This is a genomic window from Ruegeria sp. CG4 (assembly GCF_056537185.1).
The window spans coordinates 97,227-115,179 of the sequence record NZ_JBQFRB010000010.1 but is presented as its reverse complement, the minus strand read 5'-3'; the positions used below and the strand labels follow the sequence as shown (position 1 = coordinate 115,179).

20 protein-coding genes are annotated in these 17,953 nt (G+C 59.1%); 9 read left to right on the top strand and 11 right to left on the bottom strand.

Annotation, left to right across the window (positions count from 1 at the left end; genetic code table 11):
* Positions 1-108 precede the first annotated feature (108 nt).
* From ACR0J2_RS20650 to ACR0J2_RS20630, 5 genes are all read right to left on the bottom strand, one after another.
* Entirely contained in the window at positions 109-927 is an 819-nt protein-coding gene (locus tag ACR0J2_RS20650; protein WP_480813686.1) for a trypsin-like serine peptidase, read from the bottom strand.
* Positions 924-1,709, bottom strand: a complete 786-nt coding sequence (locus ACR0J2_RS20645) for a trypsin-like serine peptidase (RefSeq protein ID WP_480813685.1) — start codon at positions 1,707-1,709, stop codon at positions 924-926. Before ACR0J2_RS20645 ends, ACR0J2_RS20650 begins: the two co-directional genes overlap by 4 nt.
* 116 nt (positions 1,710-1,825) lie before the next feature.
* Positions 1,826-3,151, bottom strand: a complete 1,326-nt coding sequence (gene glcF / locus ACR0J2_RS20640) for a glycolate oxidase subunit GlcF (protein WP_480813684.1) — start codon at positions 3,149-3,151, stop codon at positions 1,826-1,828.
* 4 nt (positions 3,152-3,155) lie between these two features.
* Positions 3,156-4,283, bottom strand: coding sequence for an FAD-binding protein (locus ACR0J2_RS20635; protein ID WP_480813683.1), 1,128 nt, complete (start codon positions 4,281-4,283; stop codon positions 3,156-3,158).
* A gap of 56 nt (positions 4,284-4,339) precedes the next feature.
* On the bottom strand, positions 4,340-5,779 hold the full coding sequence (locus ACR0J2_RS20630; RefSeq protein WP_480813682.1) for an FAD-linked oxidase C-terminal domain-containing protein: 1,440 nt from the start codon (positions 5,777-5,779) through the stop codon (positions 4,340-4,342).
* A gap of 203 nt (positions 5,780-5,982) precedes the next feature.
* Between ACR0J2_RS20630 and ACR0J2_RS20625 the strand changes: the two genes are divergently transcribed.
* Entirely contained in the window at positions 5,983-6,330 is a 348-nt protein-coding gene (locus ACR0J2_RS20625; RefSeq protein ID WP_170615572.1) for a hypothetical protein, read from the top strand.
* Positions 6,331-6,333: 3 nt separating this feature from the next.
* On the opposite strand, the gene ACR0J2_RS20620 is transcribed toward ACR0J2_RS20625, so the two are convergent.
* The 4 genes from ACR0J2_RS20620 to ACR0J2_RS20605 all read right to left on the bottom strand — a co-directional run bounded on the left by ACR0J2_RS20620 (position 6,334) and on the right by ACR0J2_RS20605 (position 9,213).
* The gene (locus tag ACR0J2_RS20620) at positions 6,334-6,819 is read right to left on the bottom strand and encodes a flavodoxin family protein (RefSeq protein WP_480813681.1); all 486 of its coding nucleotides are present in this window, start codon (positions 6,817-6,819) and stop codon (positions 6,334-6,336) included.
* A gap of 1 nt (position 6,820) precedes the next feature.
* Positions 6,821-7,291: a 23S rRNA (pseudouridine(1915)-N(3))-methyltransferase RlmH gene (rlmH, locus tag ACR0J2_RS20615; protein WP_480813680.1), complete on the bottom strand. Its 471-nt coding sequence runs from the start codon at positions 7,289-7,291 to the stop codon at positions 6,821-6,823.
* Between the two features lie 44 nt (positions 7,292-7,335).
* Positions 7,336-7,695, bottom strand: a complete 360-nt coding sequence (gene rsfS, locus ACR0J2_RS20610; RefSeq protein WP_058276550.1) for a ribosome silencing factor — start codon at positions 7,693-7,695, stop codon at positions 7,336-7,338.
* A gap of 165 nt (positions 7,696-7,860) precedes the next feature.
* Positions 7,861-9,213 (bottom strand): mechanosensitive ion channel family protein, encoded by a 1,353-nt coding sequence (locus ACR0J2_RS20605; protein ID WP_480713930.1) that lies wholly within the window; start codon positions 9,211-9,213, stop codon positions 7,861-7,863.
* A gap of 102 nt (positions 9,214-9,315) precedes the next feature.
* Here ACR0J2_RS20605 and ACR0J2_RS20600 point away from each other — a divergent pair, with 102 nt between their 5' ends.
* The 6 genes from ACR0J2_RS20600 (at position 9,316) to ACR0J2_RS20575 (ending at position 14,294) form a co-directional block, all read left to right on the top strand.
* A complete protein-coding gene (locus ACR0J2_RS20600; protein WP_152611973.1) occupies positions 9,316-9,423 on the top strand; it encodes an isopropylmalate isomerase in 108 nt (35 codons plus the stop codon).
* A gap of 43 nt (positions 9,424-9,466) precedes the next feature.
* Positions 9,467-10,870, top strand: a complete 1,404-nt coding sequence (gene leuC, locus ACR0J2_RS20595; protein ID WP_170681888.1) for a 3-isopropylmalate dehydratase large subunit — start codon at positions 9,467-9,469, stop codon at positions 10,868-10,870.
* 38 nt (positions 10,871-10,908) lie between these two features.
* A complete protein-coding gene (locus ACR0J2_RS20590; RefSeq protein WP_480526542.1) occupies positions 10,909-11,460 on the top strand; it encodes an HdeD family acid-resistance protein in 552 nt (183 codons plus the stop codon).
* Positions 11,461-11,502: 42 nt separating this feature from the next.
* On the top strand, positions 11,503-12,108 hold the full coding sequence (gene leuD, locus ACR0J2_RS20585; RefSeq protein WP_480813679.1) for a 3-isopropylmalate dehydratase small subunit: 606 nt from the start codon (positions 11,503-11,505) through the stop codon (positions 12,106-12,108).
* Between the two features lie 330 nt (positions 12,109-12,438).
* The gene (locus ACR0J2_RS20580; RefSeq protein WP_170615584.1) at positions 12,439-13,269 is read left to right on the top strand and encodes a hypothetical protein; all 831 of its coding nucleotides are present in this window, start codon (positions 12,439-12,441) and stop codon (positions 13,267-13,269) included.
* Positions 13,266-14,294, top strand: a complete 1,029-nt coding sequence (locus tag ACR0J2_RS20575; RefSeq protein WP_480813678.1) for an endonuclease/exonuclease/phosphatase family protein — start codon at positions 13,266-13,268, stop codon at positions 14,292-14,294. Before ACR0J2_RS20580 ends, ACR0J2_RS20575 begins: the two co-directional genes overlap by 4 nt.
* A 12-nt stretch (positions 14,295-14,306) precedes the next feature.
* Here the strand turns inward: ACR0J2_RS20575 and ACR0J2_RS20570 are convergent, their stop codons facing one another.
* Positions 14,307-15,206 (bottom strand): Rossmann-fold NAD(P)-binding domain-containing protein, encoded by a 900-nt coding sequence (locus tag ACR0J2_RS20570; RefSeq protein ID WP_480813677.1) that lies wholly within the window; start codon positions 15,204-15,206, stop codon positions 14,307-14,309.
* Between the two features lie 83 nt (positions 15,207-15,289).
* Here ACR0J2_RS20570 and ACR0J2_RS20565 point away from each other — a divergent pair, with 83 nt between their 5' ends.
* Positions 15,290-16,183 carry a LysR family transcriptional regulator gene (locus ACR0J2_RS20565; RefSeq protein ID WP_321250420.1) on the top strand — a complete coding sequence of 298 codons (894 nt, stop codon included), beginning with the start codon at positions 15,290-15,292 and terminating at the stop codon, positions 16,181-16,183.
* A gap of 4 nt (positions 16,184-16,187) precedes the next feature.
* Here the strand turns inward: ACR0J2_RS20565 and ACR0J2_RS20560 are convergent, their stop codons facing one another.
* Positions 16,188-16,715 carry a redoxin domain-containing protein gene (locus tag ACR0J2_RS20560; RefSeq protein ID WP_480813676.1) on the bottom strand — a complete coding sequence of 176 codons (528 nt, stop codon included), beginning with the start codon at positions 16,713-16,715 and terminating at the stop codon, positions 16,188-16,190.
* Positions 16,716-16,806: 91 nt separating this feature from the next.
* On the opposite strand from ACR0J2_RS20560, the gene leuB reads away from it, so the two are divergent.
* Positions 16,807-17,910 (top strand): 3-isopropylmalate dehydrogenase, encoded by a 1,104-nt coding sequence (leuB, locus tag ACR0J2_RS20555; protein WP_170681881.1) that lies wholly within the window; start codon positions 16,807-16,809, stop codon positions 17,908-17,910.
* Positions 17,911-17,953 lie beyond the last annotated feature (43 nt).

Here is a 17,953-nt window from a genome sequence, read left to right as displayed (position 1 = left end):
TTTGAGCGATTCACGATTTGTTGCCCTCCGTTCGGACGGGCGGTGATGTTTTCCGAACCCCGTTGTGGCGATCCGGTACAATTCACATGGGTAGCGATTTCGCCGAGTTCAAGACCCGCCAGCACCGATGAATTTCGCACCCGAGCTGGACTTGCCCGATCCCACCTGCAACCGGCGGATCGAGGCCTTGGGTTGCGGCGCATCCCGCCGCATGATCGCCTTGAGTTCGGACACGACGCCGGCCAGTTCCATACCAAATCCGACCTTTTTTCCGTCATAGACTCCGACGGCGGACACCACGGACAGGATCTGCCAGCGCGGGCCATTTTTCGCCAGTATGGCCGAACCGGATGACCCGAAGGTAATATCGCAATCAAAGGTAATCAGACCCAGACGTCGTTCCAGAATTCGGCACGAACGCTCGCGCGTGATCGCCTCGGACCGGCCCAACCCGTATGAGGCAATGGTGATTTCCTTGTTCAGAATTTGCCCGCCATGCAAGGCGAAGGGATCGGCAATCGTGTAAGGGATTGGCTTTTCCAGACGCATGAGCGCGACGTCGGCGCGAACCGCTTCAGGCGAAAGCGGTTCATTCGCGCCATAGGCGGGATGGGCGGCGATCTGCACCACGTTGCGTTCGGCCAACGCCTTGCCGTTGCTCAGCCCGGCCCGAAAAACCACCTCGCCAGACCGGTAAGGTTTGCCGGTTTTCTTGTCCAGGGCGCAATGCGCTGCCGTCAGCACCAGGTCCTGCGCAATCAGCGTTCCGGTACAAAACGACCGCGACCCCACATCCAATCGTCCGACCGCTTCCCATCCATACAGATCATCGCGGTCCACCAGCGTGCGTTTGCTTGATGTCTGGGCGGATGCTGCACCGATCAGAACGGACTGGCAAAACAGGAAGAACAGCAGAAACCTGATCATGGCCTTACGAACCTTGCCCCGATGTTTTTGCCTGATTCACCGGTTTTAGAGCCGTATCCGCGCCCCGCCGACAGTTCTGCACGCAACAACTGCAGCGCATCCTCAACGGCCGTACCGATCGCGACGCTCTTGCCGCCCATCATCGCCTTGGCCGCAACGACCGAGACAATGCGGGGACGATTACCAGCAAAGGAAAACACCGGCGCGCCCGAAGCGCCAAAATCCACGTCGCAGGACATCACCAGAACACCCCCCTGCCCGGTCACGACAGAACAAACCTCCTGCAGGGATGGCGCCTCGGCCCTGTCCTGTGCGTAGGACACAACACCCACTTCTTCGCCCTGCACAGGGCGTTCACCAGTTTCGAAAGGAATGACCGTTGTGTTCCGGACCGGCTGCCACAACTCGATCAGCGCGATATCATGCCGGACACGTTCTGACGGGGTTCCGCCGTCAAAACGGTATTCTGGGTGGATTACGACCTGCCGGGCAGCGCGGTACGCCGATGCGCGGCCCAGGCGCCAACCGGCGAGAAACTCGATCAACGCGGGGTCAATCCGACGGCGCGTCGATTTGTCGAAAAGGCAATGCGCTGCAGTCAGAACCAGTCCGGGTGCAATCAGTGTCCCGGTGCAAAAACCGGTACCGGCGATATCCAACCGCCCGACGGCCATCCACTCGCGCCCGGAATCCGAAGTCTCAAGGCTTTTAAGCCCCGTGTCCTGCGCCATGGCTGCCATTGGCAATACAGCAAACGCTATGGCCCTGATCCAGTTTCGCACGCATGTCTCCGGTATTGCTAAAGACAGTTTGTTACGCAAACGGTGCGGCGAAAATAGGGCGCAGGCCCAGCCGGGGTTTTTCCATCGCAATTGAGGCAGCGTTGCATCAACCGCGATTACTTCAGAATGGGTACGTCACCGCCGTCGGCTGTTCGGCTTTGTTGCAGTGCCCTGGGCATTGGGCCGCCAGTCGCCCAGTCCAGTAACTCGACCGTGTGCAGGACGGGCGTACCTGTTCCCGACCCGATCTGCATCATGCACCCAATATTTCCGGCGGCGATCACATCGGGCTTTTTCGCTTCCAGTGTCCGCACTTTGCGTTGCCTGAGCTGGGCCGAAATTTCAGGCTGCAACAGGTTATAGGTTCCGGCGCTGCCACAGCACAGATGACTGTCAGCCGGCTCGGACACGGTGAAACCTGCGCGCTTCAGCAAATCCTTGGGATAGGTTTTGATCTTTTGCCCGTGCTGCAGCGAACAGGCCGCGTGATACGCCACACTCATGCCCCGGTCATCACTTTCCGGAAGATCCAGCTGCATCAGAAGCTCGCTGACATCCATGGCAATTGCAGATACACGTTCCGCATCCGCAGCCAGCGCGTCGTTGCGGAACATGTGACCGTAATCCTTCACGGTTGTCCCGCAGCCCGATGTATTGATGACGATGGCATCCAACCCCTTGCTGTCCATCTCGCGCGTCCAGGCCCGGATGTTGGTCGCGGCAGAAGCGTGACTTTCGCGCGTCTTGCCCATGTGATGGGTCAACGCTCCACAGCAACCGGCGCCATCGGCGACCACGACCTCGCACCCCAATCTGGTCAACAGGCGGATTGTGGCGTCATTGATATCGGTGTTCAGCGCCTTTTGTGCGCAACCCGTCATCAACGCCACGCGCTTTTTGCGTTCGCCCTTGGATTCAAAGCACTGCGGATCATCGTTTCGGCTAACTGGCGGGATGTGTTTTGGTGCCATATCCAGCATTGCACGCAAACGCGCATCAGGCATCAGAAAGCGAAATGGCCGCCCCAGCTTTGCCCCGATCAAAGCCCACCTGAACCGCATCGGGTAAGGCAGGATCTGCGCCAGCATCCAGCGCAGTGCACGATCCATGAAGGGGCGCTTGTAGTTCGTATCGATATACTCGCGCGCGTGATCGACCAGATGCATGTAATGCACGCCCGACGGGCAGGTGGTCATGCAAGCCAGACAGGACAGACAACGGTCAATGTGTTTGACGGTCTTTTCGTCCGGAACGCGATTGTTCTCCAACATGTCCTTGATCAAGTAGATACGCCCGCGCGGGCTGTCCAGCTCATCCCCCAGAACCTGGTATGTCGGGCAGGTCGCAGTGCAAAAACCGCAATGCACGCAACTCCGCAGGATGTCGTTGGACCTTCGGATTGCGGGATCCTGCAACTGTTCTTCGGAAAAAGTTGTCTGCATTACCCTACCCCATCAGGCCCGGATTGAATAAACCCTTCGGGTCAAACCGCTGTCGCAATCCCTGCGTCAGCGCGGCCAACCCTACAGGTTCGGGCTGAAAACGACCAAACCGTGCGATTTCAACATCGTTGCCCCGAACAAGCGTGGAATGCCCCGGAACCTCGGCCAGCGCGGCCCGAAGATCGACCCCTTCGGGCGCAAGCGTCCAGATCAGCCCTCCGCCCCAATCCAGAAGATGAGTGCAGCCCGGCTGGTCTACGACGCGCAGCATGTCTGTCGGCTTGACGGACGTTTTCCAGACATTTCCCGCAGTGTCTGCGAAGGGCTCGACATCACGAACAGCCTTCCAGATCGCCTCGTTTTCCGCAGCGTCGGTCACTATTCGGTCGGGCTTTTGATGGTTGAACATTTCTGCCAGTTTGCCAACCCGATACGCAACTGAATCGCTGAACCCTTCAATACGAATGACCGTCTCGGACGTTGTTTGTTTCATCTGTGATCCGCCCGGCAGTCGCGCGGCACCCGTGACTTCGAAAGGGGACGCCAGCGCCTCGCTGAACAGTTTCAGGGATTGTGACCAGTCGCACCCGCTCCACACCAGAGTTGCCGAACTTTCCGAGCGCGGCAAAACTTTCAGCGAGACCTCGGTCAACACGCCAAGCGTCCCCCACGACCCGGCCAACAGCTTGACCAGATCGTATCCGGTGACGTTTTTCATCACCCGGCCACCGTTTCGGATCACTTGCCCCAAACCGTCGACATAGCGCACGCCCAAAAGAAAATCCCGACACGCCCCCGCCTGCACGCGGCGCGGCCCCGAGACATTGGCGGCAACCACGCCCCCTATTGTCGGCTCGCCTGTTGTGCCCATCAGCGCGCGATGATCCATCGGCTCGAACGCAAGCCTCTGGCCTTCGGCATCAAGCGCGGCATTGATATCCGCTACCGAAGTTCCGGCCCGGGCGACCAATGTCAGCGCACCAGGCTCATAGAGGGTGATCCCGCGCAATCCTGTCACACTCAGGTCCGCATCCGGCCCGGTCACACCTCGGGTACCTCCCCCGGCAATTCGCACCGGCTGCGCCAGCCCGGCCACCAATTCGGCCAGTTCGGCCTCTGTTTCAGGTCTCATGTCTCTTCTTCTGTTCCAAAATCCTCGGGGCGATCGCTTGACGAGGGCAGTGCCCCCTACTCCGCAGCAATTCGGCGCGTCGCCGAAACATCCAGCGGAAACACCTTGGCCGGGTTCAGCAGCCAGTTCGGATCGAACACATCCTTGACTGCCATCTGCGCTTCAAGATCCTGCGCCCCGTACTGATGCGTCATCAGATCGCGCTTTTCGATTCCGACCCCGTGTTCGCCGGTCAGACATCCCCCGACATCGACGCATAGCTTCAGTATTTCGGCACCGAACGCTTCGCATTTCTCAAGATCGCCCGGTTTGTTGGCATCGAACAGGATCAGCGGATGCATGTTGCCGTCGCCTGCATGAAACACGTTGCCGACAGGCAGTCCGAATTCCTCACTCATCTCGCCGATACGTCGCAGCACTTTTGGAAGCGATGAAACCGGGATCGTGCCGTCGAGACACATATAATCGTTCATCTGCCCCATCGCGCCAAAGGCCGATTTGCGCCCCAGCCAAATTCGGGCGCTTTCCTCGGCGGACTGGCTTTCGCGCAGTTCGACCGGGTTGTGACGTTTGGCGATCTCGATGATCTTCGACAACTGGCTGTCGATCTCGGCCTCGGATCCTTCGACCTCGACAATCAGCAGGGCTTCGCAATCCGGATACCCGGCTTTGGCAAAGTTCTCGCAGGCCTGAATGCACAGACGGTCCATGAATTCGATTGCCACCGGCAGAATGCCTGACTTTATTATGTCGGACACGCACTGCCCGGCGACTTCGTTATCGTCAAAACCCATCAGAACAGGCCGGGCGCCTTCCGGTTTGCGCAGGATGCGCAGCGTTGCCTCGGTCACGACACCCAATTGCCCTTCCGAGCCGCAGATGACGCCAAGCAGGTCCAGTCCGCCTGAATCCAGATGCGCCCCGCCGATTTCGACCACGCTGCCGTCCATCATTACCATCTTCACGCCCAGCAGGTTGTTGGTCGTCACCCCATATTTCAGGCAATGCGCCCCACCCGAATTCATTGCGATGTTACCGGCAATCGCGCAGGCCAGTTGCGATGAGGGGTCCGGGGCATAGAAGAAATCATTGGCTTCGACTGCACCGGTAACACTCAGGTTCGTTCGGCCCGTCTGCACCCGGATAAAACGGTTGTCGTAGTCTACCTCCAGCACATCGTTCATACGGGCGACGCCCAGAATGACACAGTCGGCGGTTGGCAGGGCGCCTCCGGCCAGAGACGTCCCCGCGCCACGCGGGACAACCGGCACGCCTTCTTGATGGCAAATACGCAGAACCTCCGATACCTCCTGAGTGGTTGATGACAGAACCACCAGCATCGGGGGGCACCTGTATGCCGTCAGGGCGTCGCATTCATAGGCCCGGGTTTCAGCCTGATCGTAAATGATCGCATCGCTTGGCAAAACCTGTTGCAGGCGCGTTGTGATCCTGTGCTTTCGTGAAATCACGTCCGGATCAGGCAGTGGCATTTCCATGGCGAAACCTCCCTTTTGGTAAAATAATATTACCAAAAGGGAGGGCTGACAAGCATTCATCTGGTGGCCGCTTCGGCCCCACATGATCAGTACCGCCCAAATGCACCGTCACACCGATCAGCTCTTCACATTGCGCTGACAACCGGTCAGACAGACACACAGACGTGATTAACAATCCGCTTACAAAACCGTAGCTTCGGACCATGCGATACCTGATTCTCAACCTTCTCCTGGCTGCGCCAGCCCTCGCCGACCCGCCCGTGATCGAAAATGTCTCGACCAGCAGCAACGGAGATACGTGGCGTTTTGATGTCACCATCCGTCATCCTGACACCGGCTGGGATCACTACGCGGATGGTTGGCGTATTCTCAACATGAACGGCGAACAGATTGGCATTCGCGTTCTGCACCATCCACACGAGACCGAGCAGCCTTTCACGCGATCCCTGAGCGGCATCACGATACCGGCGGGCACGTCGCAGGTTCAGGTGCAGGCCCGTTGCAGCGTAGACGGCTGGAACGCCGAGACGACAATCGTCCAGTTGAAGTGACGATCAGAACACACCCAGACTGAGGCCGGCGGCCATGGCTGCCCCAACCTCGGAGCATTTGTCCAGTTGGTCGGCCGGGATGGTCTTTTCGGCCAGTATAGCCTCGGACGTCTGGGCATGGGTGCAAACAATCAAAGGGGGTTGCACCTCTTTCAATCGCCAACCCGTTGCGATCCTTGCGATCTGACGGGCGGCATTTTGGCCATCGGACCCGGCGCATATCATTTGTGCATACGGACGGCCTTCGATTTTTCCCAGAACCGGATAGTAGCTGCGGTCGAAGAATTCTTTCATCTGACCCGAAATCGCCGCCAGATTCTCGGGTCCGCAGAAGATGTATCCATCGGCGCGCAGCAGGTCCTCAGGCACAGCCTGACAGGCGGTTTTCAACACCACATCTGCCTCAGCCCGCCCCGCCTCTGCCGCAGCCTCGGCCATCTGGCGGCTACCGCCGGTGCGTGAATGATAAACGATCAGAAGCTGTGCCATGTCAGACCCGGTGATATGGGCCGCCCGACAGAATAGTTGCGGCCCGGTAGAGTTGTTCGGCCAACATCACACGGACCAACATGTGAGGCCAGACCATCGACCCAAAGGAAATGGAAAAGTCGGCCTCGGCGCGCAGACCCGAATCTATTCCGTCCGCCCCGCCAATGATCAGCGCCAGATCCTGTCGCCCGGCATCCCGCCAGTTGCCCAACTTCCGCGCAAAATCGGGAGAGGACAACACCTGCCCCCGCTCATCCAGCGTACAGATTACAGCCCCTTTGGGCAGTGCCTTGCGCAGAAGCGCGCCCTCGGCGCCCATACCGGCGTTTTTCTTATCTTCAACCTCGATCACCCGCGCAGGACCAAGGCCCAGCGCACGGCCAGTCCGGTCAAATCGGGTCAGATAATCGTCAAGCAGGGTCTTCTCCGGTCCGGCGCGCAATCGCCCGACCGCAACTATGCTGATACGCATGTCTCTCTCGCCTCCGGCCTGTTAATGCGGGCCGGGATGGCGCCTCAGTTCGCCGAGGCGCTGCCGCCCTGAGGCAGCCACATCTTTTCCAGCTGATAGAATTCACGCACTTCGGGGCGGAAGATATGGACGATCACGTCGCCCGTATCGATCAGCACCCAGTCGCCGGCATCCTTGCCTTCGACTTTCGAGGTGAAACCGAATTCCTGCTTGATGCGATCCGTCAGCTTTTCCGCCATGGCCGAGACCTGACGGGTCGACCGACCCGAGGCAATCACCATGTGATCCGCAACCGACGATTTGCCCTGCAGGTTGATCTGCACGACGTCTTCGGCCTTGTCATCGGAAAGTGAGGAAAGGATGCGTTCAAGCAGCTTGTCGCTGATTGACTGAGAGTGGGCCATTACGCTGGCACCATCATCGGCGGGCAAACCCGCCTGTGTATGTAGAGACAGGACATAGTCCTCCTTTGCTGCGCGCCGCCAAATCCCCGGCGCTGGGGTACTATTAAGGTAACAAGGGGAATGCAACATTTCAATGAAAGGGCGGTTTCAGGACGCCCGGCCCTTTCACTCTTTCGAGAGTTGTTGCGCGTCTGCGTCGTCGGGAAGCAAGCGCACCTCACGCTGTGGGAAGGGTATTGATATCCCCTCATCCTTGAACGCGTCCCACAGCGCCAGGTAGACATTGCCCCGGATATTCGTCAGCCCCTTGGTCGGGTCGCTGATCCAGAACCGCAGCACGTAGTCCACGCTGCTGTCGCCGAAACCGGTGATGTGGCAGACAGGTTCGTGCGAGCCGCCGCTCAGCACCCGGGCCACCGTTTTCACGGACCGGATGGCCGTGGCACGTACCTTGTGGGGGTCATCGCCATAGCTGGTGCCGAACTTCAGATCCAGCCGAACGAACTTGTCAGAATGCGACCAGTTCACCACCTGATTGGTGATCAGATCCTCATTCGGGATCAGGTATTCGCGCCCATCTCGGGTGACGACCGAAACATAACGCGCGCCCAGCGCATTGATCCAGCCGAACGTGTCGCCCAGCGATATGACATCGCCGGGTTTGATCGAGCGGTCCATCAGGATGATGATCCCGGAAATCAGGTTCGACACCACTTTCTGAAGCCCGAAACCGATACCCACACCGATCGCACCTGACAATAACGCGATCCCCGTCAGGTCGAAGCCAAGCGTGCGGATCGCGGCCATGAAAACCGCGCCGTAAAGCAGCACCTGAATGCCCTTGGCCAGCAACACCTGCATCGAGGGCGTAATGTCGTCGTTGCTTTTCAGCCCGCGCTCGGCCGCGCGCGTTCCAAGCCGGGCCAGCGTCAGCAGGATGCCGATCAGCAGGACAGCCTTGATGATCCCAAGCGCCGAGATATGCAGATCGCCGATGGAAATCGCCACCCCGTCCAGGAACCCGGCCACATCATCGGTCAACCCCAGGGCAATCAGCGTTGCGTAGACCCACATGGACCACTTGAATATCTGCCGCAGCGTTCGGTTCCGCACCAGCCGCGAGACCAGCGCGATGGCCAGCCAGGCCAAGCCCAATGTGGCAAAAACACCGATGATGTAACTGCGCGAGGGCCATGTCGCCTGCTGCATCCCCCAATAAAGTCCCCAGGACAGCAGCGTGAAATATACGAGCGTCAGGCGCCGCATCAGTTGGACCAGAATGCGCAGTCGCCATTTCGGCCAGCCGGAGCGCGCGCGGGCCCAGGCCTCCCACCGGCTCTGTGTCAGCAGTTTCAGCAGAAACGCCAACAACCACAGGAACAGGATGATGACGAGTTGGTACTGCCTCCAGCCCGGCGTGACGATCAATTCGATCAGATTTTCAAGCTGTTCTGAAAAAGCCGCCGTCATGTTCGCGTAAAGCTCGGACAGCGTTTCCGGTAGCAAATCCTGGTTCATGCCCGCCAGATTGGCGATCTGTGCGAGGCGATGCAAGCCCGCACGCGAACTGCACCGGTATTGAACCTTGATTGACGTGAGTGGCCGTTATATCTGAACCGCATGAGACTCAATGTGGCCCAACTTCAGAATCTGGAAGACCGCGCGCGTCTGCGTGAACGGTTCTACGGGGCTGCCCGCACGGTCCTGGCGCGCCTATCGGCCGCCTGAGCCAACTCGCCAGCTATTTCTCATTACTTACGGGAGAGGACCGATGTCCCCCAAGACACTCTATGACAAGATCTGGGATGCCCATGTCGCGCACGAAGCCGATGATGGCACCAGCCTGCTGTATATCGACCGCCACCTGGTGCACGAAGTCACCAGCCCACAGGCGTTCGAAGGACTGCGCATGGCAGGCCGCAAGGTCCGCGCGCCGGAAAAGACCATTGCCGTGCCGGATCACAACGTTCCCACCACGCCGGATCGCGTAAACGGGATCGAAAACCCCGAATCGCGCATTCAGGTCGAAGCGCTGGACAAGAACGCCAAGGATTTCGGCATTCACTACTACCCGGTGAATGACGTTCGTCAGGGCATCGTGCACATCGTTGGCCCGGAACAGGGCTGGACCCTGCCCGGCATGACCGTCGTCTGTGGCGACAGCCACACCGCCACCCATGGTGCGTTTGGCGCGCTGGCTCACGGCATCGGCACGTCTGAGGTCGAGCATGTTCTGGCCACGCAGACGCTGATCCAGAAGAAATCCAAGAACATGAAGGTGGAAATCACCGGCAAATTGCAGCCGGGCGTAACCGCCAAGGACATCACGCTGGCCGTCATCGGCGAGACCGGTACAGCCGGCGGCACCGGCTATGTCATCGAATATTGCGGCGAAGCAATCCGTGATCTGTCGATGGAAGGCCGCATGACCGTCTGCAACATGGCCATCGAAGGCGGTGCCCGCGCAGGCCTGATCGCGCCGGACGAAACAACCTTTGAATATGTCAAAGGCCGCCCGCACGCCCCGAAAGGCGCACAATGGGAAGCCGCGATGGACTGGTGGAAGACGCTCTACACCGATGAAGGCGCGCATTTCGACAAGGTCGTCACCCTGCGTGGCGAAGACATCGCGCCGGTCGTGACCTGGGGCACCAGCCCCGAGGACGTTCTGCCGATCACCGCAACCGTGCCGCACCCCGAGGATTTCGAGGGCGGCAAGGTCGATGCAGCCCGCCGTTCGATCGAGTACATGGGCCTGACAGCCGGTCAGAAACTGAGCGATGTGGAAATCGACACCGTCTTCATCGGCTCGTGCACCAATGGCCGAATCGAAGACCTGCGGGCCGCCGCCGCGATCCTGAAAGGCAAGAAGATCAAGGACGGCATGCGCGCGATGGTCGTGCCCGGCTCGGGTCTGGTCCGTGCTCAGGCCGAGGAAGAAGGTCTGGCCGACATCTTCAAAGAGGCCGGTTTCGAATGGCGTCTGGCGGGATGCTCGATGTGCCTGGCGATGAACCCCGATCAGTTGCAACCGGGCGAGCGCTGCGCCGCGACCTCGAACCGCAATTTCGAGGGTCGTCAGGGCCGGGGCGGACGCACCCACCTGCTGAGCCCGGCAATGGCTGCCGCAGCGGCAATCACAGGACGGCTGACAGACGTCCGTGAACTGATGTAAGCTACCCTCATATCTAGATATTTGAGGGAGAGACTGAAATGAGTGATTGGGTCAAATGGCTCCTGCTTGGGCTGCTGTCCATAGCGTTCGGCGTCTTTGTGCTGGGCGCGCCTTATGTGGCGTCAATTGCCGTCACACTGGTTACGGGTGTGCTGTTGCTGATCTCCGGCGTACTGCAGGTTGCCGGGGGGTTTTCGGTTGAAGGAACGGGTAACAAAATCCTGTCCTTCATCATGGGGGCCGTGATGTTGTTCCTGGGTTGGTCCTTCCTGGACAACCCGCTGGAAGGTACGCTGACGCTGGCAACGGTTGTTCTGATCCTGTTCATGGCAGGCGGGATTGCCCGAATCATCCTTTCATTTCAGATGCGCGGAACGTCATTTTTCTGGCCGACCCTGATTTCGGGGATCTTGTCGATCATCCTGGCAGGCATCATCTGGTCTTATGCGGCTGCGGAACCAACGGTTCTGCTGCGGTTGCTGGGCATCCTGCTTGGCATCGAGATGCTGTTCAACGGGTTCGGTCTGGTCTTCATGGCGCTCTTCGTCAAAGGCGCACCAAACGAAACGACAGAAGCGAAAGAAGCTTAAACGCGGGGCATGGGCGCGGCCCTCTCCCGCAGGAGTGTGAACATGGAAAAGTTTGAAAAAGTCCACGGGGTGGCCGCCCCAATGCCGCTGATCAATATCGACACCGATATGATCATCCCGAAAGTACATCTGAAGACCATCAAACGGTCCGGCCTCGGTGTCGTGCTGTTTGACGAGATGCGTTATCACGATCATGGCGGCGAGAATGAAGACTTCGTCCTGAACAAGCCCGCCTACCGCAACACCGAGATTCTGGTGGCCGGTGACAATTTCGGCTGCGGCTCGTCGCGGGAACACGCGCCATGGGCGATCAGGGATTTCGGCATCAAGGTCGTGATCTCGACCAGCTTCGCCGACATCTTCTTCAACAACTGCTTCAAGAACGGCATCCTGCCTATCGTGGTCGAGGCAGAGCATCACGCGATCCTGATGGAAGATGCACACAAGGGCGAAAACGCCCGCATGACCGTGCATCTGGAAGATCAGCAGATCACCACCTCGGACGGCGTTGTCATCGAGTTCGAAATTGACCCGCACCGCAAGCATTGCCTGCTGAACGGTCTGGACGATATCGGCCTGACGATGGAAAAAGACCATCACATCGACAGATTCGAGGAACATGCCAGCCAGTCCCGCCCCTGGGTCTGATTCTGGAAACGAATCTGGGGATACTCAACCTGACGGGGTCGCCAAGGCGGCCCCGCTCGCATTCTTGGGGTTGAAAACTCGTGGCCCACAACATGTAGGTATCAATTTGACATACACGTCGGATTTGCGTCAAAAATGATGCAATCCCGCACCAGTTGCGCCATCATTTTGCCTGAAAGCACGTGTTTTCTGCCCCTTGGCTTGAGCTGATTGACCGGTTTTGTTCATCTTGCATCAAAACAGGCATCCGCCGATGACTCACTCGGCAGGCACAAGTTGGAATGAAGTCGGCACAGAACTGACTGGTCCAGTTTGAAAGGGTTCGGAATATTGATTGCGCGCACAACCGGGGCGGCGATACGTGGAATACTGGTGGCACTGATGGTGCTTACCCCTGCGTTATATCTGCCGATATCTTCGACGAACGGAACCGAGATTGTCGTCTTTCTCGCGATCCTCGCGTTTTTCCTGACCTTTGCAGAATACAACTCTGCCTTCCCCAGTTTCATTGAATTCCGTGATGCACCGCCGGTAAACCGGCTGCGCTTTGTCGGATTGCTGTCGATGGTCACGTTTCTGACGCTGATCTGCAAAAACATGTATGCTCCGACCGAGCTGACACGCGCGGTCTATTCCATGGGCCTCGCTGTAGCCAACGTGGCTGACTTTCCATATTCACCGGTTCGGCTGATCGTTCTGATGCTTCCTGCTGACGCCGGGCAGTCGATGATCGAACTGGTTCGGGCAACCGCCAGTGTGGCCTATGTCGCGGCCCTGGTGACAATTGCAAGCTTTGCTTATGCCGTGAAGCTGCGCGGCTGGCCGACAGGAAACGGCGCGTTCAATGTCTGGACCAATCTGCCGCTGTTCGACCCGACCAAGGGCGGTGACGTCGTCACCCGCCTGCAGCGCGATGGCCGACTGAATATCTCGATCGGTATCCTTCTGCCGTTCCTGATTCCCGCGCTGATCAAGCTGTTGACCGATTTTGCCAATCCCATCTCGCTCAGCAATCCGCAGACGCTGATCTGGACCATGTGTGCGTGGGCCTTCCTGCCTGCCAGCATGATCATGCGGGGGATGGCGACCCTGCGCATCGCCGGGCTGATCGTCGAAAAGCGCCGCGCATACTCCACAGCCGAGTCAACGCAGACTGCATGATCCGCGCCCTTGTCCTGTTGTTGCTGCCCTTCGCAGCGCAGGCAGAGACGGTGCGCGTCGCGACTTTCAACACAGAACTCAGCCGGGAAGGTCCGGGCCTTTTGCTGCGCGCCATAAAGCGGGGTGACGATCAGGTTCAGGCAGTGGTCGAGGTTCTGGGCGCGGTTCGCCCCGACATCGTGGCTTTGCAAGGTATCGACTGGGATCTGGACGGCCTGACCCTGACTGCGTTCACCGAACAATTGCGCATCCAAGGCCTCGACTACCCCCATAGTTATTCGGTACTGCCCAATTCCGGACTGGAAACGGAGTTCGATCTGGATGGAGATGGCGAAACGCAAGGACCCGGCGATGCACAAGGTTGGGGGCGTTTCACGGGGCACGGCGGGCTTGCGGTCTTGTCGCGATATAAGATCATTCAGTCCGAGACGCTGGATTTCTCCGCGCTGCTGTGGCGCGATTTGCCAGGCGCGCAACTGCCACAGCAGGCAGAAAGGCCATTTCCCTCAGCTCAGGCGCAAGACGTGCAACGCCTGTCATCAACCGGTCACTGGGTCGTGCCAGTCGACACCCCGATCGGCAAACTGCGCCTTTTCACGTTTCATGCCACGCCACCTGTCTTCGACGGCCCTGAAGACCGCAACGGATTGCGCAACCGCGATGAGCTTCGGTTCTGGTCACTGCTTCTGGACGGGCATTTGGGACCGGCACCGACCGCCCCGTTTGTCATTGCCGGGGACGCCAATCTGGACCCCGAAGGTGGCGAGGGTCATCGCGACGAAATCCGGAAACTGCTGGCCGATCCACGCTTGCAGGACCCGATCCCCCGCAATGGTGAGGGTGACACCAACACAGTTCGCTGGAAAGGGGTCGGCGAACTGCGGGTGGATTATGTTTTGCCTTCCTCAGATCTGACGGTTGCGGGGTCGGGATTGTTCTGGCCGCCAGAAGAGTCCGCCCTTCGCAAAACTGCAGAACGCGCCAGCAGGCACAGGTTGGTCTGGGTCGACCTGACCGCACCCTGAGGCGTGCACCCGTCAGGCGCCGACTGCGTGCGATGACTGGGACTGCGATACACGAAACTCTGGCGATGCATTACGCAATGCAACATCCAGATCAGTTTGCGGAATCCGCCCAAGCAAGTCGCGCAGCGCAGTTCCGTCCAGACTGTGCGGCACATTCCAAAGATACCGCATCTCAATCAGATGCGGCGCCAGCCGCCAGAACGGGCGGGCCAAATATATGGGCCACCACCGCATCGGCTTCACAAGGACTTGGGCTCCGGTCACACGCGACAGTGCCTTCCCCAGTTCCGAACCGGTCAGCGTATACCCCGCAAAGGACACATCGCAGAACCTAGGCAGGCTGGCCCTGCGTTCCGCCAGCTCTACTGCGGTTCTTGCAAGATCTGGCAGATAGGCCCAGGAATGCGGAATGTCCGGATCACCCGGATAGGTGATCCAACCCCTTTGCAATGGCTTGGCGATAACCTGATCGAACCAGTTTCCGGAGGCACAGGTATCTATGAAATCACCTGCCCGCAGGATGATCGTGCGAACCGGCGAGAAACGGTAAGCGTCTTCCATCTCGGCCCGAATACGACCTAAGGGGTTCGTTGCCTCATGCGGTGTGTCCGCAGACCATGGCCCTGGCGCGTTGGCGTCAAAAACATAGACGTTTCCGGGCACGACAACTGTGGCGCCTGTTTCCGTTGCGGCGGAAATCACCTGTTTGTGCAGTTTTGGAACCTGTCTTTCCCAATCCGGATATTGCGGGTTCCACGCGTTGACGATCACATCCACGCCTTGGGCTTCCGCCTGCAAACTCTGCGTTTTGCGGTCGAAGGTGCGGACCCGCCAGCCCGCATCTTGAAACGCTGCCGTTGCATTTCGGCCGAACCGGCCTGTGGACCCCAGTATGAGAACGGTTTTTGTCATGGCTTTCTCCTGTCAGAGCCAAGATATCCATTCACATCACATGGGGAATTGCCGAAAACAGCAGATCATGTATTCACCTATGAATGGATAAATCCCTCACCCACTCAGACTGGTCACTGATTCAAAGCTTTTTGTCAGTGGCGGAAACCGGCTCTCTCTCGGCTGCGGCGCGTCAGCTCAATCGCAGTCAGCCAACGCTCGGGCGGCAGATCCAGACCCTGGAAGCCGATTTGGGTGTTTCCCTGTTCGAACGGCATGCAAGAGGCCTGCGCCTCAGCGATGCAGGTGCTCAGCTTTTGCCGATGGCCCAGCAGATGCATGCGGCCATGAACGCCTTCAATCTGACTGCGGCCGGGCAATCGACGCAATTGGAAGGGTCGGTCCGCATTACGGCTTCGGTCTTTGCCTCGCATCACCTTCTGCCGCCAATTCTGGCCCAGATCCGCATACAGGAGCCGTCCATTCAACTTGAGCTGGTTGCCACGGACACCAGCGAAAACCTGCTGTATCGCGAGGCAGACATCGCCGTGCGCATGTACAGGCCCGAACAGGTGGACATTGTATCCCGCTATCTCGGGGACGTGCCGCTTTGTTTCTGTGCTGCCCGCTCGTATCTGGATCGGGCTGGCCGCCCTCAAACCCCCGAGGACCTGTTCCGGCATGATCTGGTCGGATTTGACGCCAACGAACAGATCATCACCGAGATGCGCAACAAGGGTTGGCCCGCCAATCGGGACAACTTTGCCACAAGATGCGATCTGCAAAGCGCCTATTGGGAATTGATCCGCGCCGGCTGCGGCATCGGTTTCAGCCAGGTGCAGGTGGCTGAAGCGGATCCGGATGTCGAGATTCTGCCGCTGGACGTGGAGATTCCGGTATTGCCGGTGTGGCTGGCCGCCCCTCAGGCGATGCGACAGACACCGCGCATTCGCAGGGTCTGGGACCTGTTGGCCGAAGGTTTGCGGGCCAGCCTGTAAGCGATCAGAGCGCCCCTGTGTAGGTACCGCGCGGCGGATAGTTGTTGTCGAGCGCGTATTTGATACCGCCTTTCATATCCCCAACCGACGGCCGGCCAAATGGGGTCGATTGCAGCCATGCGAAATACAGCGTCCGGTCCGGGGCAATATAGAAATGCCCGGGCTCGGCGAAAAATGCGGCCTCGGCGGTGCCTTCGCGCCCTTTGGACATATACAAACCCCAGTCATCTCGTGCCGCAGGCAGCGGCAGACTGTGCCCGACCCTCAGCCGCGAGGTGCCCGCTTTTCCAACAGTTTCAGCCGCCCGCTCGACCGTGTCTGTGCTCAGCATGATCACTTCGACACCAAGCGCGGCGAAGTCATCCAGCGCAGCTTCCACCTCGCCCATCTGCCGGATACAGATCGGGCAATGCAAACCGCGATACTGAATCACCAGTGTCCCGTTTTCGCCCTTGTCGGCATCCAGATCGAACGTTCCCTGCCCCACGGTCTGGATTTTCAGTTCAGGAACGGCGTTTCCCGGTATCAACATGTGTTTTCCTTCTGATTTGACGGGTTCGTCTCATTGACCCGATGCGGCGCAGACGCTAGGGCCATTGCGACAAAACGCAAGGAGACCCTTCATGTCCAACCCCTCGCTCCTCATCCTGCCCGGAGACGGAATTGGCCCCGAAGTCATGGCCGAAGTGCGCAGAATCATCGACTGGTTCGGCGAAAACCGCGGCCTTCACTTTGACGTGAGCGAGGATCTGGTCGGCGGCGCGGCCTATGACGCGCACGGCAAGCCCCTGTCGGATGAGACTATGGCCAAGGCGCAGGAGGTCGACGCGGTTCTTCTTGGTGCCGTGGGTGGTCCGAAATACGATGATCTGGACTTCAGCCTGAAACCCGAACGCGGTCTGCTGCGCCTGCGCAAAGAAATGGACCTGTATTCCAACCTGCGCCCGGCACAATGCTTTGACGCACTGGCGGATTTCTCATCGCTGAAAAAGGACGTGGTCGCAGGCCTCGACATCATGATCGTGCGCGAGCTGACCTCGGGCGTCTACTTCGGCGAGCCGCGCGGCATTTTCGAAGAAGGCAACGAGCGTGTGGGCATCAACACCCAGCGCTACACCGAATCTGAAATCGAACGCGCCGCACGTTCGGCCTTTGAACTGGCCATGCGCCGGAACAAGAAACTGTGCTCGATGGAGAAAGCCAACGTGATGGAATCGGGCATCCTGTGGCGCGAGGTCGTGACACGCGTCGGCCAGGAATACCCCGAAGTCGAACTGAGCCATATGTATGCCGACAACGGTGCGATGCAGTTGGTTCGCGCACCCAAGCAGTTCGATGTAATCGTCACCGACAACCTGTTCGGCGACGTGCTGTCCGATTGCGCCGCGATGCTGACCGGTTCGCTGGGGATGCTGCCGTCGGCCAGCCTTGGTGCGCCGATGGCGAATGGCCGCCCCAAGGCGATGTATGAACCAGTGCATGGGTCAGCCCCGGACATCACCGGTCAGGGCAAAGCCAACCCGATTGCCTGTATCCTCAGCTTTGCCATGGCGCTGCGCTACAGCTTTGATCAGGGCGCCGAGGCCGACCGCCTTGAAGCCGCGATCGAGAAAGTTCTGGCCGACGGCGTGCGCACAGCCGATCTGCTGGCCGAAGAAGGGGTCGAGCCGGTCTCGACCACCGAAATGGGCGACGCCATTCTGGCCGCGCTGGACGCCAGCGTCTGAATAATACCGAAGGCGGCGCGCAGGTCGCCGCCTTCCCCTTTTT